The sequence below is a fragment of the Carnobacterium divergens genome, from assembly GCF_900258435.1.
GTDB lineage: Bacteria > Bacillota > Bacilli > Lactobacillales > Carnobacteriaceae > Carnobacterium > Carnobacterium divergens_A.
This window is the reverse complement of record NZ_LT992558.1, coordinates 2,497,243-2,513,934: the sequence shown is the minus strand read 5'-3', so window position 1 is coordinate 2,513,934 and position 16,692 is coordinate 2,497,243. Positions and strand designations below refer to the sequence as shown.

15 protein-coding genes are annotated in these 16,692 nt (G+C 33.7%); all 15 read left to right on the top strand.

Annotation, left to right across the window (positions count from 1 at the left end; all coding sequences use genetic code 11):
- A partial coding sequence (locus tag CDIMF43_RS12605; protein WP_109842207.1) for a glucosaminidase domain-containing protein occupies positions 1–1,019 on the top strand: 1,019 nt, incomplete at its 5' end.
- A gap of 6 nt (positions 1,020–1,025) precedes the next feature.
- On the top strand, positions 1,026–1,691 hold the full coding sequence (locus tag CDIMF43_RS12600) for a type IV pilus modification PilV family protein (protein ID WP_109842206.1): 666 nt from the start codon (positions 1,026–1,028) through the stop codon (positions 1,689–1,691).
- 13 nt (positions 1,692–1,704) lie between these two features.
- On the top strand, positions 1,705–2,409 hold the full coding sequence (locus CDIMF43_RS12595; protein ID WP_109842205.1) for a PilW family protein: 705 nt from the start codon (positions 1,705–1,707) through the stop codon (positions 2,407–2,409).
- On the top strand, positions 2,396–4,381 hold the full coding sequence (locus CDIMF43_RS12590) for a hypothetical protein (protein ID WP_074401616.1): 1,986 nt from the start codon (positions 2,396–2,398) through the stop codon (positions 4,379–4,381). Before CDIMF43_RS12595 ends, CDIMF43_RS12590 begins: the two co-directional genes overlap by 14 nt.
- 22 nt (positions 4,382–4,403) lie before the next feature.
- Positions 4,404–5,957, top strand: coding sequence for a GspE/PulE family protein (locus CDIMF43_RS12585; protein WP_109842204.1), 1,554 nt, complete (start codon positions 4,404–4,406; stop codon positions 5,955–5,957).
- 18 nt (positions 5,958–5,975) lie between these two features.
- Positions 5,976–7,229, top strand: a complete 1,254-nt coding sequence (locus tag CDIMF43_RS12580; RefSeq protein ID WP_109842203.1) for a type IV pilus twitching motility protein PilT — start codon at positions 5,976–5,978, stop codon at positions 7,227–7,229.
- A complete protein-coding gene (locus CDIMF43_RS12575) occupies positions 7,229–8,440 on the top strand; it encodes a type II secretion system F family protein (protein ID WP_074401618.1) in 1,212 nt (403 codons plus the stop codon). The genes CDIMF43_RS12580 and CDIMF43_RS12575 overlap by 1 nt, the downstream gene beginning before the upstream one ends.
- 121 nt (positions 8,441–8,561) lie before the next feature.
- On the top strand, positions 8,562–9,044 hold the full coding sequence (locus CDIMF43_RS12570; RefSeq protein ID WP_074401619.1) for a type II secretion system protein: 483 nt from the start codon (positions 8,562–8,564) through the stop codon (positions 9,042–9,044).
- Positions 9,045–9,107: 63 nt separating this feature from the next.
- Positions 9,108–9,875 carry a prepilin peptidase gene (locus tag CDIMF43_RS12565; RefSeq protein WP_109842202.1) on the top strand — a complete coding sequence of 256 codons (768 nt, stop codon included), beginning with the start codon at positions 9,108–9,110 and terminating at the stop codon, positions 9,873–9,875.
- 26 nt (positions 9,876–9,901) lie between these two features.
- Positions 9,902–10,948, top strand: coding sequence for a type IV pilus biogenesis protein PilM (gene pilM, locus CDIMF43_RS12560; RefSeq protein ID WP_109842201.1), 1,047 nt, complete (start codon positions 9,902–9,904; stop codon positions 10,946–10,948).
- Positions 10,949–10,951: 3 nt separating this feature from the next.
- Positions 10,952–11,554 carry a hypothetical protein gene (locus tag CDIMF43_RS12555; RefSeq protein WP_109842200.1) on the top strand — a complete coding sequence of 201 codons (603 nt, stop codon included), beginning with the start codon at positions 10,952–10,954 and terminating at the stop codon, positions 11,552–11,554.
- The gene (locus CDIMF43_RS12550) at positions 11,551–12,162 is read left to right on the top strand and encodes a hypothetical protein (protein WP_074401623.1); all 612 of its coding nucleotides are present in this window, start codon (positions 11,551–11,553) and stop codon (positions 12,160–12,162) included. The genes CDIMF43_RS12555 and CDIMF43_RS12550 overlap by 4 nt, the downstream gene beginning before the upstream one ends.
- Before the next feature lie 23 nt (positions 12,163–12,185).
- A complete protein-coding gene (locus tag CDIMF43_RS12545; protein WP_109842199.1) occupies positions 12,186–14,591 on the top strand; it encodes a hypothetical protein in 2,406 nt (801 codons plus the stop codon).
- Between the two features lie 152 nt (positions 14,592–14,743).
- Entirely contained in the window at positions 14,744–16,108 is a 1,365-nt protein-coding gene (locus tag CDIMF43_RS12540) for a leucine-rich repeat domain-containing protein (protein WP_109842198.1), read from the top strand.
- A gap of 19 nt (positions 16,109–16,127) precedes the next feature.
- The gene (locus CDIMF43_RS12535; protein WP_074401626.1) at positions 16,128–16,658 is read left to right on the top strand and encodes a hypothetical protein; all 531 of its coding nucleotides are present in this window, start codon (positions 16,128–16,130) and stop codon (positions 16,656–16,658) included.
- Positions 16,659–16,692: the final 34 nt, after the last annotated feature.

Sequence of the window (16,692 nt, the reverse complement as noted above, 5' to 3'; positions counted from 1 at the left end):
CAGGTGAAGAAGATAAGGACTCTTCAAGTGAAGAAGATAAAGATTCGTCAGGTGAAGAAGATAAGGACTCTTCAAGTGAAGAAGATAAAGATTCGTCAAGTGCAAGCGGTGAGAATAATCAGTCTTCAAATGAAGAAAAAGTGCTACCAGATATAAATGGAAGTTCTAACGAAACAATCTTGACGAATTCACCCAACGAAGATGAAAATTTAGCTAATGTCCAAGAAGAAGTGCTTGAAGATAATTACTATTTTTCTGTTAGTAAAAATCAAACTACTGAAGAATTTATTGAAACATTAAAAGACGATGCGCAAGATATTGCATGGAAAAACGATTTGTATGCATCTGTCATGATTGCTCAAGCAATTCTCGAAACAGGATCTGGAAATAGTACCTTATCTAGTGCACCTAATTACAATTTATTTGGTGTAAAAGGTGAGTTTCAAGGAAGTAGTGTTGTGATGCAAACTAGTGAAGATGACGGAGGTGGAAATCTGTTTGTCATTAATTCAGGTTTTAGAAAATACCCAAGTTACAAAGAAAGCCTTGAAGATTACGCAGTGTTGTTAAAGAAAGGGATTTCTGGTAATGCTACTTTTTATCAAAATACATGGAAAACAAATGCTTCTTCCTATAAAGATGTGACGTTATTTTTAACGGGTCGATATGCTACCGATACGCGTTACGCTCAAAAACTAAATGCATTAATTGAAACATATCGACTTACAGACTATGATGTAGCTCCTGGGATGAGAAAGAAAAGTTTAAAAACAACAAAAGAAGAAGACAAACAATTAGAAGAAATTCAAAATAGAGTAAAAAGCCAATCAAAAAAAACTACTAAAAATGTAAATGAATTTGATACAAATACTCCGATTAATCTGTATAATTCATTCAATAATTCTGAAGAGAAAATGTTAAATGGATTTGAGAAAAAAGTAAGTTTAATGAAACGGAAAGTCCAAGATATTTCAACTGAAGCAAGTATTGAACTTAAGCCACAGTCGCAACAGGAGTAAAGACATATGAACTATCTCAAAGAAACGATACTTGACGAAGAAGGGCTTTCATTTATTGAAATTTTAGCTACGATGGTTATCTTGGGAATTGCTTTATTAAGTTTATCTTCTTTAATGTATCAGAACTTTATTGTTATCGATCAAAACAAGTTGAAAGAAGAAGCTATTTTTTGTAGAGAAGATATTAAAGAGTGGCTTACGTATCGAGCTCAAACTCAAGACGTTACCAACTTAAATACATTTGTTTTGACTACTCCTAAAAATGGTGAATCTTCTTTAACTGAAGAACAACGAATTCGTCGTAGCTATTTGATTTTAGATGAATCGGGTATTCAAATTGATTCAAAAGGTGATGCTCTTTACGGAGAAATTAGTAGAGATGGGAGTATTGATAGAGGCGAAATTGTTTCAAAAGTAAAGTACAATTTTACCGGTGATTTATTGCCTGACTCCTTGCTGCAAGAAGATGAGTACAATAAATATTACATTGGTGAATATGTAAACCAAAGTGTGGAAAATTCTCTGTTGGTAAAAGTTCAAGTAGTAAGAAAAAGTGATAGATCTGATTATAATCCACGTAAGGATGGTGTGAGACTAGATATTTTAATTTACAGTAAAGAATCAGGAAGGTTATTAACTGAAACTTACCTAAACTGGGTTGCTGAATATTGAGGAGGAAACTAAAGTGCAGAGAATAGTGAAAGATGAGCGAGGTCTGTCATTCATTGAAGTATTAAGTGTTCTTACTATTTGTGGTGTTGTTTTCGCCTTGGTATCCGGTTTATTGCTCAGTATTTCTAAAACAACTTCTATTCAAGCTGAAAAAATTGAAATGCAGCAAACAGCCAATAATATCTTAGCACAAGTCGAAAGAATTAGTAATATTAGCGGAATCTATGAACAGGCTGGTTATTTAGGGAAATTCGTTGGAAGTAGTGGGACGAATGCTTGGAATGATGCTCACATTGTTAAACTACTTCAAGAAGATGGTACAGGGGAATGGTTAGAAACAAGTAGGATAGGACCTGGGGGAAATCGAATTGCGATTACGGATATAACAGATACTTTAAATCAATCAAAAGAAATATTTCAAATGAAGAATAGTGAAACAAAAATTAAAATCTTGCAGCAAAAAAATGAAAATGAATTAACAAAAACAATTTACACGACACCCAATTATCGTGATACATTTTCTATTCAATCAACGGTGATGGTTCTTTTCTATAATGAGAAAATTGATTTTTCTGATTATTATGATGAAATCACAGGATTTTGGAATTATAACGAGATAAAAGAACTTCCTAATGTTCTTTATTCTCGTGAATCTGTTTTTTGTTATCGAGATGATGCTAAGTCGAAAGGAGAGGTTCCAGGTAATGGCAGATGGTAAAGATGAATCTGGGTACGTTCTTTTATACGCATTAGGCGCTATTGTTTTGATATCAATATTAATCGGTGGAATTTTTTTAGTAGCACGAACTATCTTTTTTCAAGTAGATAAAGTAGATCAGTTTAAGCGAGTTAAAGAGGTGGAAGAGTACGCGTTGCAAGATGGAACTACCCAAATTCAAAAAGAAATTGAGCTGTATCTTGCAGGCTTAGAAACAATTGATTTTGGGAATGATGTTTCAATTATTAGTAGGGATATAGATACTTTATTTGCTAGTTTTGAACGTTATGAATCTGGAATAGGAAGTAATAAACAGTTTTCATACAAAACAACAATTAATAAAATTAGTAAGGAGAAAATAACGCCATATGTATTAACAACACTTAATGGAAGTTATGGATGGGAAAAAGATACTTCAATGATGAACTCAACTAAAGCGACAAATGCAGAACTTACTTTTGAAATCAAAACAGAAGTTAGTGAACAACAGAAAGGTGGAGATTCAAAAACCTCAATCGCCAAAGCCAGTTATGTTTACGAAATTCAATGGAATGATATAGACATTGCAGATGAATTAAATGAATTAGATGTATGGCGTAATGTCGTTTATTCGTATTATTTACCAAATAGTGCTGGATACTTATCGGCAGATGAATGGATGCGGAAAATGAATATACTTTATCGCTTTAATAATACACAATCTGTGTTTAATTTTACTGATTATGATAATACAACTTCTTATGTAGAGGGGTATTCAAATGGGCATATCATCGATATTACAGACGGTAAAGTACTTAATTTCACGTCAACTGGTAAAGCTATTCGTTCTACGTTAACCTTTGAAGGTTCTTTATTATTTGAAAATGGTATTGCATTGGAAGGTAGTACGTCCTCTAGTAAATTAGTCGTCAACAATCTGTTTTCTTTAAGAAGAAACAACGCTTCAAGTAAAAATTCAATTCAAACGCTAGATATCGTTGCGAATAATGGAACTTATATAGATTTTGCTGGTCAAGAAGGATATTTAGCTATAGATGAGCAGGATGCGAGTTTTTCAACAAGTGGCTTATTAATAAATCATACCCCAACTGTAGGATCGATAGAAAACGGAGGTGTAGTTTTTGGTAGTGGACAATTAGCTGTTCAAACACAACCAGATACACATAACTTTTCATTTGCTAATTATTCAAGTAGCGCATCAAGTAAATCGCCAAAAGATAGTTACTGGAATGAATTTGTTAAAGGTTCTGCTGTTATTGCAAGCTCTAATTTTTATGCTGGACCACTTAACATCAGTACAGACATTCAATCGACAGAAGACGATTTCCGACAAATTAATATCGATGGGAATTTTTTGTTAACCAATGCAATGCTGGATAGTGAAAAGGGGGAAGAAGGATTTTCTTATTTTCAAGATAGTGCAATAAATATTCCGAATAGTCCATCCACATTATCACTTGATGGAAGAAATACTCGTTTCCAAGTTGCAGGAAAAAGTTTTATTGATGCACCAAAAACAGAAAGAAGAAAGTCTTTAACTGAAACGACAGAAAACGTCACAAAATTTTACGGAGATAAAAAAGATTGGAATTCAATTACTCTCAAAAACGGTGCAGTAATGGATCTTGGCTATGTTGGTATTGAGCCTTTTACTCTATCTATTTCAGAGGATTCTATTTTTTCAGCTAAAGTATTACCAGAACTTGCCTTTTTTGATACCTCGTTTCTGGCTAATAGTGTAAGTGAAGGAACGCTAAAAGGGAAAGTAATTCTCCAAACATTTAATCAAAAAGATGCCGATGATTTGAAAGCCGAATTAGAGAGTCAAAAAATTCCTGTTTCAGTAGTCACTGAAAATGAAAAGGCTGAAAATGCTGAAGTAACAATTGTTAAACCGAGTAATTCTGCAGGATCCGATACTTCTCAAATTATTTCTAGAACGTTCAACTATCTAAATGAAATTAATTATTAACAATAGAAGGGAGCAAAAATAGATGGATCGAAATAAATATGATAGCTATCAAGCTAAATCAGAAGAACCAGTGAAATTGAAAAAACTACGTTCAGTTGATTTATATAAACATACAATAAATTCTGAATTAATTAATCTAATTCCCAAGTCTTTTGCTAAAGAACACAGTGTGATTCCTCTCGAAGTAGATCATGAGAATAATCGTTTAGCAGTCGCGATTGGAAATACGATGAATTACCCAGCTCTTAATGATTTGCGGCTAAAAACAGGTATGCAGATTGTGCCACTTAAAGCAAATGAAGTTGATATTCAGCAATTGATTGTACGTGATTATCCATCAGAAATTAACTTAGATGGTTTTTCACCAGATGTGGAAAGTAGCGCTTACTCAAAAACAGAAGAGCCTGAAAATGATAATTCCCCTATCATCAAACTAGTAAATAGTTTGCTACAAGATGCAGTGGATAGGAGAGCGAGTGATATTCATTTTGATTCTCAAGAAAAATATATGGTAGTACGTATTCGGATTGATGGTGAATTAAGAGAATTAAAAAGGCTACCCAAAAATATTCAGCCATCTGTAATTTCTCGGTTGAAAATTATTTCGTCGCTAGATATCACAGAAACAAGAGCTCCACAAGATGGCCGAGCGGTTTTTAAGAATGGAACTAAAATTGTTGATTTACGGGTATCTATTCTACCAACTATTCACGGCGAAAAAATTGTTATTCGGATTATGGATCGCTCCGTAGGAATTAGAAAACTTGAAGACTTTAAATTTCAGGCGGCAAATTTAACTGCTTTGAGACACTTGTTAAAACAGCCACATGGTTTAGTGCTAGTTACAGGTCCAACTGGATCTGGAAAATCATCAACTTTATATGCAGCCTTAAACGAATTAAATCAGCCGAACGTCAATGTTATTACCGTAGAAGATCCAATTGAGTATCAGTTAGAGGGATTGAATCAAGTTGCTGTAAATAGCAATATCGGGCTGAGCTTTGCAACCGGACTGCGTTCAATTTTAAGGCAAGATCCAAATGTTGTGATGGTAGGAGAAATTCGAGATGGAGAAACTGCAGAAATTGCAATTCGAGCTTCTATGACTGGACATTTAGTACTTTCAACTATTCATACAAACGACTCAGCTAGTACTGTTAATCGACTCATCGATATGGGGGTTGACCCATTTCTTGTGGCGAATTCCTTAGCTGGCGTATTATCACAACGGTTGGTAAGAACAATTTGTTCAAATTGCCGGGTTGAAGAGCCAATTTCAAGTCAAGATGCAGCAATTTTAGAAGAGTATAAAATGTATGCAAATACTTTATGTAGAGGAACTGGCTGTGCAAAATGCAATTTTTCAGGATATCAGGGAAGAATGGCTATCCAAGAATTACTTGTAATAACGACGGATATACGGAAATTAATTACATCAAATGTGACTAGTGAAGAATTAACAGACTACTTGAAAAATCAAGGAATGAAATTTTTAATTGACGATGGTTTCGATAAAGTAATTTCAGGATATACCACAATCGAAGAAGTCTTGAAAGTCGCTGTGATGGAAGCTTAAAAGAGAGGAACGAACTAGATGTTTCAAAAAAAATCTTATTTTAATAATGATGAAGATGATTTTAGTATTGATTTTGATGCTATAGATAAGTACGAAGAATTAAGTCCAGAATCTTTAATAACGATAGAAGCAGACGATGAGTTACCGATGTCAGATAATCCAGAAGATTTTTCGTTACAGCAAGTAGAAGAAACGGATTCTCTTTGGAATGATGCGGATGCAACTCCTAAAGAACTAATCGAAAAATGGTTGAAGTTGACAGTTACCCAAAAGGTCTCCGATTTGCATTTAGTAGAAGGAATCGAGCCTGTTTTGCGTTTAAATGGAGAACTAGTCGCGATAAAAGGCTCTAGCATCCTTTATTCAGATCGAATTACGCAAATTGCTAAAGTCATATGTGATGAAAAACAATGGCAAGAATTTATGGACAATGGTGAAGTTGATTTAGCCTATGAATTAAAGGATGTCGCTAGATTTCGTGTGAACGTATTTAAGCAAATGGGGACAACGGCGATTGCGTTTCGGCGTATCCCAATTGACATCCCAAGTCTATCTTCTTTAGGTGTTCCAGACGTTTTAAAAGGTTTGATTCATAAAAGTCAAGGTTTATTCCTTGTGACTGGTCCAACAGGATCTGGGAAATCTACGACATTGGCTGCTATGTTAGATTATTTAAACGATACGAAAAAAACTCATATCTTAACCTTGGAAGACCCAATTGAATACGTGCATAAACACAAGCAATCTATTATTTCACAACGAGAAATTGGAAGAGATACTGAGTCCTTTGGGAATGCATTAAGGGCTGCACTTCGCCAAGATCCAGATGTTATTTTGGTCGGAGAAATGCGTGATTTTGAAACAATCTCGATAGCATTAACAGCTGCTGAAACGGGTCATTTGGTTTTAGGAACATTGCATACTTCTAGTGCTCCGGCAACAATTGAACGGATTGTAGATGTTTTCCCCGCGATTCAACAATCTCAAATTAGAGCTCAATTAGCAGGTGCGCTTCTAGGGATTCTATCGCAACGTTTGCTTCCAACTAAAGACGGAAAAGGGCGTGTGGCAGCAACAGAAATGTTAGTCAATAATAAGGGGATTGCCAATATTATTCGTTCAGGTAAAACACATCAAATTGGGAATATGCTGCAAATGGGAAAGGCAGAAGGAATGCATACTATGGAAGCTGAAATTTCAAAACTTATTCGCACTGGACGTGTTGATGCGGATATCGCCGTATCCTTTTTGGAAGAAAGCAGTGAATTATAATGACGCTGTATAGCTATGAAGGAATAAAAACCACAGGCGAAACTATTATGGGCAATATTCGTGGCAATAGTGTATCAGAAGTACAAGGAAAATTAAGAGAAAGTCGAATAAAAGCTATTTCAATTGTGGAACAAGAGCAAAATTTGGCTAATATGGAGATTCAAATATTCAATAAAATTAGCATGAAACAATTAGTGCCCTATTTGCAACAAATGTCGACCTTAATTAATGCAGGAATAACTGTATTAGAGGCGTCTGCTATGTTAGAAAAGCAGGTAAAAAAAGGAAAGTTTCAATTGATCTTAGAAGAAGTTCGTAAAGACTTAGAAAGTGGTGAATCATTATCTGCTGCTTATCGTAAGCACCCGAATGCCTTTCCTTCATTACTGATAAACATCATTTCAGTAGCAGAGTTATCAGGATCACTTGAAAGCAATTTAACTCAAATAACACGTTATTATGAAAAGAGTCAAGAGAATAAAAGTACGATTATTACAGCAATGATGTATCCTCTTATGATGTTTATTGCGGCAATTGGTGTTGGGGTTTTTCTAATGATTTCAATTGTTCCTATGTTTGCAGCTTTTTTTGAAAGTTTTGACGCACCTTTACCTGGAATCACTAAGCTCACAATGTCAATGAGTAATTTCTTAACGACAAAAGGATTTTTTATTCTAGTCGTTGTGGTATCGATAGTTATTGGTTTTACTCTTCTAAAAAGAAATTCAGCTTTCAAATTACAGTTAGATGCATTAAAGTTAAAAATTCCGATATTCGGAGAGTTCATGCAGAAAAATGATTTTGCTGTATTTATGACCACTATGTCTACCTTACTGTCTAGTTCAGTTCCCATGGTGAACTCACTTAAAATGAGCAAAGAAGTTGTGAGCAATAGTTGTATTCGAGAACTCATCTCGAAATGTGAATTAGAAATTGAACAGGGTGGGAAATTGAGTAATGTTTTTTCTTCAAGTCCAATTGTCCCAATTCTTCTTTCTCAAATGGTAGAAATTGGTGAAAAAACCGGTTCTTTGGAAGAAATGCTTGCTCGTTTAAGTCTTATATTTGAAAAAGAAGTCGATGAAAACAGTAAACGTATCAAGACAGTTCTTGAGCCTCTAGTGATGGTCGTGATTGCGGGGATAGTAGGATTTATCGTAGCAGCTATTATGTTGCCTATGTTTTCAATGTATACCACGATTCAAGGATAAAAAATAAATTGATTTATCCTTTTCACTTGTCCAATACAAATACCCTAAGATGGTATGACTCTAGAAACTTAGACTTCTAGGTTAATATAAATAATAAAAAAGTATCAGGAGGAAATTTAACATGATGAACGCAACAATGATTAACATGCAAGAAGAAAGTAAATTAACCCGTATTTTAAAAGACGAAAGAGGGATGACTCTTATTGAATTACTAGCCACAGTAGTCATTTTAGCTATCATTGCAGCAATTGGTGTAACAGCAATTGGTCAAGTAATCCAAAATACTCGTGAAGATGCGGGTGTTTCAAATGTTCAACAAGCTATGAATGCGGCTAAATTATATCAATCAACAGATTTAACCAATGGTGGATCAACTGGTTTTAATTTGGAAGTTTTAATTAAAAACGGTTATCTTGAAGTTCCAAGCGATACATGGAATGATACAGATAAAATTTTGTTTAATGTCCAAAAAGATGGTTCTTTAACAATGACGATTCCAAATGGAGCTTTAAAAGCAGGTACTATAGATAGCTTAGGATTTACTAATAAAACGAATGAAGAGATTCTTGGCTTACAACGTTCTGATTTGTGGCCAGCAAAATAAAAAATTGAGTGTATGATTTAACTATTAAATAAACGATCACACCAATGAAAAAGGAGTTTTTTTATGAATCAAATGCAACAAATTATTATTTATGTTTATGTATTTATTGTAGGAATGTGTCTAAGTTCCTTTTTCATGGTGGTGGGGTATCGAATTCCAAGAAAAGAAACAATCTTGGGACGATCACATTGTGAAGAATGCCAAAACGAACTTCGTTGGTGGCATGTCCTTCCTTTGTTTTCTTATCTAAAGTTAAAAGGAAAATGTTACTTTTGTACTTCTAAAATAGGGATAAGCAACCCTATTTTAGAAGTATTTATTGGTCTATTATTCGTTAGTAGCGCCTTTTTTGAGGGATTATCTCCCGAAATACTTGTTAGTTTTACTTTAATTTGTTTATTATTTACAATTAGTGTTTCTGATTGGTTGTATCAAATCATTCCAAATAAAGTTTTATTTCCTTTTCTTATCCTAGGAATTATTGAACGGGTCCTCATTCCTCAAAATGATTTTTGGTGGTATCCAATCGCTGGATTTTTCGCTGGATTTTTGCCGTTATTTTTATTAGGATTGCTAAAAGAAGGCGGAGTTGGAGGCGGAGACATTAAATTATTTGCAGTTGTTGGGGTTTTTATTGGACCAATTGGAGCGCTGATTTCTCTCTTTTTATCTTCAGTAATTGCCATTATCATTCATATTATCACTATCATAGCAACAGAGAAACAACAAAAACAGATTGCTTTTGGGCCGTCTATTGCGATAGGATCTTTTATTATTTATTTGTTTACATCCGGACAAATAGAAGCAATGATCCAATTGTTTAGACGCTAATATTTTAGATTGAAAGAAGGATATGTATGTTTACAAGTAGAAAAACGATTTTAGGAATCGATATACAAAAAAATGTGGTCAGATACTGCACACTACATAAAGGACGTTGGTTATACGGAGAAAAGCTGGCACAAGGGAATTTTTTTAAAGACAACCGCTTGAAGAATAAACAAGAACTGGTGAAAATTATTCATGATATTTGTAAAGAAACCCACTCGAGAGCGCCTCATGTTGTGATTTCAGCGCTAAATTCAAAGTTGCTTATTAAACAAATACCATTACAAAAAATGGAAACAGAAAAGGAAATCCGTGAATTTTTATTTTTTGAATTAGGAGAATCCATTCAATTACCTTTTGAAAATCCCATTTTTGACTTGCTGATTCTAGATCGACCTAATCAAAAACAAAAAAAAGAAAAAAAGACTAAAAAAATGAAGAAAGAGCAAGCTAGTAGTGGAGATTTGGAACAAGTCAAAGTAAAGACAGTAAAGCGCAATCGGTTTGCAGTTAATGGGAATGTTCCTGTATTGATAACGTCAGAACCTTTATTGGAAGAAATTGGTGATGTTATTCTTGATGGTGGAGGCAACCTGGCAGGAGTAGACTTTAGTGCATTGGCTTATACATCCATCTTAAAAAGAGAAATTGAATGGGGGCAAAGTTTTGCTTTAGTTGAAATTGATTCTGGTGAAGCGACTATTACTATTTTTGAGAAACTAGTACCAGTTTATGTTCAATACGAAGATTATAATCAAATAAATTGGCGTTTTCAAGAAGTTGATGGACAGATTATACCTGACTTTAAAGATGAAGCAGAAGCTGTTACACAACTTGGAGAAACGATTCAAAATATAATTCGCTATTTTGAAACAGATATTTCCGAAGGAGGGAAAGTATCTAAAATTTATTTAGTTGGGGGTCATCCTCGATTAAAGAAAGAAGTATCTGACGTAATCCAATCAAAAAATGATATTCCAGTTAGTGTACTCACGTCTGCACTTAAATTAAAAAAATTGCTACAGATTCCACCTCGCTTTTTATTAGCAGCCTGTTTAGCATTGAAAGAGGTCTAACGAATGAACATTAACTTATTGCCACAAAAATTTATAAAAAATAGAGCAATAGACATCATAATTTTTGCCACCAGCGCCGCATTTCTTTTTTTTATCTTACTATTTGTTGCCTTTGGTATTTATTTTAATGTCAATTTAAATCGTGCAACGGTGAAGTTACAACAAGCTAGAGTCGAAAAAATAACATTCGAAAAACAAGTTTCTGAACTAGAAGAAGCGCAGTCTCTTGATATTCAAAATCATCTTAAAACATACAAATCACAGAAGCAGTTAGTCAGTCCAATGATGGCGACTTTTGAAAAAATTGCGAATGATTTAAATTTAAAAATCTTAAATTATCAAGTAACTGCAAAAGAAAATGAAGAAGATTCAAATCAAATTGAAGTAAGTTCCACTGGTGAGAGTCTCTTGCAACCTTTGACTATCCGTTTAAGTGGCGATTTATACGACAACACACCTCGATTTATAGACGAACTGGAAAAAATTGATTGGGTATATGATGTGCAGCCGGTTAGTATGATTAGTGAATCTAGTAAAACAATATCTGAATTTATTATTCGAGTGGTAAAAACGGAAAATCAAAATGAGGAGGAGACAAACAAATGAATCGTATCTTATTTACCAAAAAACATATTATTAGTTCAGTTGGAATTGCATTAATTCTGATTCTATTTATTGTTGGTAGTTGGTTTTTGTTTATCTCTCCTCAAAAAATTAAATTAGCAGATTCACAAAAAAAAATAAGCACTCTTCAAAATGAAATCATAGGAATAGAAACTAATTTAGGTAAATTAAAAAATAATCAGATTTTACTTGAATCTGAAGCAGTGATTCAGTCTCCGATTATTCCTAATGGGATTAATTTAGAGAGCTATTTTCAAGAGTTAAAGGCGATAGATTCTTCATTGGCAATTTCAAACAAAAGTATTCGTTTTCAAGACTCATTAGTTTACCCCAAAGAAGAGACTGCAGAAAAACAATTAAGAAAAGTTCAAATAGGATTTGATGTAGTTGGCGATAGCGAAAAAAAATTAATTTCTTTTGTAGATCAGTTAGAGCAAGGAGAACGGTTTGTGAAAGTTCAGGATGTCACATATCGTGCTAGTGAATCTACAGGTGAAGGTGGAGAATACTCTTATTCAGCTACCGTCGTTATCGAAATGTATTATTTGTCAAAATTTGAAACGGGAAGTGCGATAGAAATGAATTCGTAAATTTCATTAGGAGGTAATATGAATTGAAGAAAAAGCTATCGATATCAATTATTTTTTTGACCATTTTGGGTGTGGGAATAGTTGGCATAAAGTTGTTGAATAAGCCAAGTATTATGGTGAAAGGAGCATCAATTGTTACTGCTAGAGACTTCAGGATGAAAGTTGAGAGTAAGTGGGATAATGTCAATGAAAAAAATTATGTAGAGCTTGATTGGGATAATATAAGTGACTTAACCCAAAAGGGCTACCGTCTATTCCAATCAGAAGATCAAGGTACTACTTGGGATAATCGATCAACTAATTATGGAAAAGTAGTGAAAGTTTTGAATATATATCCAGATAGGGCGGAGTCGAATACTTTTAAAGCTTGGATGGATAGTTTGAATATGTATAATGAGAAAAATGAAAAGTTAATTGAAGTTACACCAGTTTCCAACAAAGACTATAATATGAATCCCTTGAAATATTTAAAAGATGGGAAAGGGGATTGGAAATATGATGTGATTACAATTGGTAGCTGGGATAGGAATAATCATGTCAAAATGGAAAAAGAACCATCTGACTATATCATGGACTTTATAAATGACGGAAGAGGTGTTCTCTTTGGTCATGATACCATAGCTGGGGATAGACCCGATGTAGTGAATGAAAATAAAAACATGGAAAAATTTGCTGAAAAATTAGGAATTACATTTGGTCATAATTATGCTAGCACTGGACAAAATACTACTCATTGGGCTGGATCAAAAAAAATTAAACTAGTGAATGATGGTTATTTAATGAAATTCCCCTTTGAGATGGAAGAAAATGTTGTTTTGACAATTCCCGATACACATAATATTGAGGTACAAAAAAAAGATGTTGGAGAAGTTTGGTTTGAGTTTATTGATCTTTCTATGTGGGGAGTTACATCTATTTTTGATGATGGTGAATATAGATCAGGTTGGTATTTAAAAACCAATGAAAATGTTTCAATGATTCAAACAGGTCATAGTAATGGAGCCTCGACTGAATCAGAAAACAAAATTATCGCGAATACGCTTTATAACCTAGCACAAGTATCCCTAGAATCATACGCTGATGATTATTCCGTTTCAGATGATGTTGCTCCAGAAAAAGCCGTTCTAACAAATCTCGGCGGAACCTTTGAGTCCTTTACTATTGGTATAAATAGTCTTGATAAAGGTAAGGAATATCAGTGGTATGTGGAGGCGGATTCTAAGAGTAAAGGACTTCTAAAGTCAGATGTTGTTGAAGAAACCATTATAAGTAATATTGCAGGCTATTTTTATCAAATAGATGATTTGCCTACTTCAGATCTTTCTCAAGAGGTAGAAAGCTATAAGAACAGTTATGGTAGAATTCCTGAGGAAAAATATGATTTATATGTTGCGCCACCTAATAGCACGGCTATAACTTATGATACAACAGCAAAAATATTTGGAATAAATGGCGCAAAAGACGCTGATAAATATCTTCATGTTGTGGCAGTAGATCGTGCGAACAATATCAGTGAGGTTACCACGATTCAAATTAATGAAGTGATGACAGAATTTCAAATTACAGAAACCTATTCAGACGATTTTGGCAATCAATTGCAAGAAGATAACCATGTTAATGTCGCAAAAAAAGAGAACTACTCAAAGGTATTTCCTAGTATCTCTAGCTATCTAAACTATGGATACCAAATTGATAATACGAATATAGTTGAAGTAGTAGATGCTGAATCAGTTGTGAGGATACCTGATGTAACAAAAAATTACACACTCAATTATATTTATACAAAGCCTGCAAAATTGCATATTAAGCAAGTAATAGAGGAAGAATCTGAAAGTATTGCTATTCCTGAAAAAGGTAAAGTGACTGTAATAAATTCAAAGGGGGGAACGACTGGAGAAAATGCGAGTAAATCACACTACGATATACAATCAGGAGTAGGAGAAGGGACCATTTCATTTTCTGATATTGAAACCAAAAGAAAAATTAACTATGATTTTTTAAACATTCAATTAAATGTGCCCAGTTTTTATCAAATTGATCGTGTAGAAACACTAACAAATTTGGAGACTGGTGAGGGAGAGACGCATAATTATGAACAAAGTAATTTATCATTACAATTTACAGCATCAACATCAGAGTATTGGATAACTTATTACCTACGTCCAGTAATAGATCCGGGTGTTTATCTGAATATCGTGAATAATCGTTTAAATGTCTATTATTCCAACATTGATCATTTTAATGTTTTCATTGATGGAGAAAAATACAAAGAATTTTCAGTAACGAATAAAGCAACAACAGAATCAAAAGTCATCGATATTCCAGTTAGTGAAATTAGAAATAAAGTCTCTGTCGAGTATCTAAATGCAGATGGGAATCCAGTCACTGTTTATTGGAACAACACGTGGGAATTTGTGAATGATAACTAAGTTTGTTAATTGTTATTAATTTTTAAATTAATGCTGTGCAGATAAAAAATCACCAATTTAATCAAAATTCGTAATTTCTATTTACATTTATTGAAGGATTTTAATAGGTAATTCCTGATATAGTTATCATATAGATAAGGGGGAAACAATAATTGAAAAAAAAAAACTTTATTTTATTGATGGTTGCTTTTTTATCGATATCGCTATTTGCTGTAAGAGTTATATATAATAATGGAATAAAATTTGTTTCTGCAAAGGAGGCAGATATTAATCTGGTGACAGAAGGAGATACAAAACAGGATTTGAATAGTGTTGAAAGCAGTGAAGATTATTTAGAAGAGATATCGACAGATACAGGAAATTTATTAGAAAATGAGGTGGATAGTAAAAAAGAAATAGAGATGGGAGAAAATGTAGAAGAATCTAACATTATCCAAGAGGCAACAAAAGACTTGTCCGTAGACAATTCTGAGGAAACAGTAGATTCATGGATGCCCGATAAAAACTTACAATCCGCTCTTTCCGCTATATTGAAAATTCCAGCAAATGAAATTAAAAAAGAAGATTTATTAAAATTAGACAAGCCTCCCTATAATGGATTAACGGGAATGGGAATTTCCTCAATTGAAGGGTTACAGTATGCTAAAAACGTTACAAGATTGAGTTTAACCGGAAATCATATTTCAGATGTAACACCTCTTGCTGAATTAGAAAAATTGCAGCTGTTATGGCTTGATAAAAATGAAATTTCTGATGTAACGCCAATTGCTAACTTAAAGCAATATGGGGAAATTAAAGGAATCTTTCTCGAGGAAAATAATATAGTTGATATTTCTCCATTGGCTGTTTATGAAGGATACCCTTTAAATGGAGTAATAGGGAACACGGGTGGATTATGGCTAGGCAAGCAGACGATTATTTTGCCTGACATCACGATTGATGATACTCCCTATCAGCAAAATTTAATGCCGGTTACGAATCTTGAAGCGAATAATCAACGTCTTATCCCAACTTCTGACAGTGCTAAGGGGATATATAATCCAAATGATTCAAGTGTAACTTGGCGTGATTTTTCAAATAATGAAGGTGTATTTACAACAAAATGGTCGTACAAGTTACCTGACTCGTATTCTTTTACGACACCTGATTTTACTGGATCCATTACTCAAAACTATACAATTAAAAAAAATTTAACCTCTTTGTATGAAGTAACGATTCCTGCGACTGTTGATTTAAATGATTCTTCTACTATAAATATTTCAGGAACAAACTATGGAGATAAAACCTTAACGGTTGCGTCTAAAGAAACTGTATTGACGCTAGTAAACGAAGATCGACCTAACCGTTCTTTGGATGCCCCGTTAACTTGGAACAATCCAGAGAATAAACTCACTGTATCTTCAGGCGACGGAGCCCAAATCACTGCAGATGCTACTATTACAATGGGAGTCCCCAAAAAAAATGTTTACGCTGGGAAATATAAAGGAATATTAAATTTTGTTATTACGTATGAGTGACAGAAAGGAATAAGAATAAATGAAGAAATTATTAGTTGCAACAGTTGCAATACTTGGTCTATTTTTAGGAAACAGTGCTAGGGCAGAAGAAGAAAAAACATCTTCGGTAGAATATATGCAATCTAGTTCATACGAGATGGAAATTCCAGCTAGAATTGTTTTAAACAAAAATGAATCAACTTCCTTTGTTATTTGGACAAAGTTGAATATAACCCCTTCAGAAAACCTTGAGGTACGAGTTATTGAAGGAGTTTCCGATGAGGGGAATATTGATTTGAATCGGAAAAACTCTAACGATAAAGTAACAACGTCATTGTATAAAAAGAAAAGTGGACTTATGACTGAGGATAAGTTGTTAACTAAATCTGAAAATTTAGTAGGGACGTTTGAGGGGAAAACAAGTGACACAAATGGTGGAATTAAAAGTGGTCTTCCGATGTTAATTGGACCACCTGTAGGTAAATTATTAGCCGGTTCGTACTCTGGTACGATTACCTTTCAAACAGAATTAGTGAACGTAAGCAATAAAAAAGATTTAGTATTAAACTAATAAATAGATAAGAAATTATCTTTTATAATAAAAA

Bases quoted from the DNA above. Each gene is read 5' to 3' on its own strand.
- pilM (WP_109842201.1), top strand. From the start codon at position 9,902: ATGTTTACAAGTAGAAAAACGATTTTAGGAATCGATATACAAAAAAAT.
- CDIMF43_RS12570 (WP_074401619.1), top strand. From the start codon at position 8,562: ATGATGAACGCAACAATGATTAACATGCAAGAAGAAAGTAAATTAACC.
- CDIMF43_RS12555 (WP_109842200.1), top strand. From the start codon at position 10,952: ATGAACATTAACTTATTGCCACAAAAATTTATAAAAAATAGAGCAATA.
- CDIMF43_RS12580 (WP_109842203.1), top strand. From the start codon at position 5,976: ATGTTTCAAAAAAAATCTTATTTTAATAATGATGAAGATGATTTTAGT.
- CDIMF43_RS12565 (WP_109842202.1), top strand. From the start codon at position 9,108: ATGAATCAAATGCAACAAATTATTATTTATGTTTATGTATTTATTGTA.
- CDIMF43_RS12585 (WP_109842204.1), top strand. From the start codon at position 4,404: ATGGATCGAAATAAATATGATAGCTATCAAGCTAAATCAGAAGAACCA.
- CDIMF43_RS12550 (WP_074401623.1), top strand. From the start codon at position 11,551: ATGAATCGTATCTTATTTACCAAAAAACATATTATTAGTTCAGTTGGA.
- CDIMF43_RS12575 (WP_074401618.1), top strand. From the start codon at position 7,229: ATGACGCTGTATAGCTATGAAGGAATAAAAACCACAGGCGAAACTATT.
- CDIMF43_RS12600 (WP_109842206.1), top strand. From the start codon at position 1,026: ATGAACTATCTCAAAGAAACGATACTTGACGAAGAAGGGCTTTCATTT.
- CDIMF43_RS12590 (WP_074401616.1), top strand. From the start codon at position 2,396: ATGGCAGATGGTAAAGATGAATCTGGGTACGTTCTTTTATACGCATTA.
- CDIMF43_RS12535 (WP_074401626.1), top strand. From the start codon at position 16,128: ATGAAGAAATTATTAGTTGCAACAGTTGCAATACTTGGTCTATTTTTA.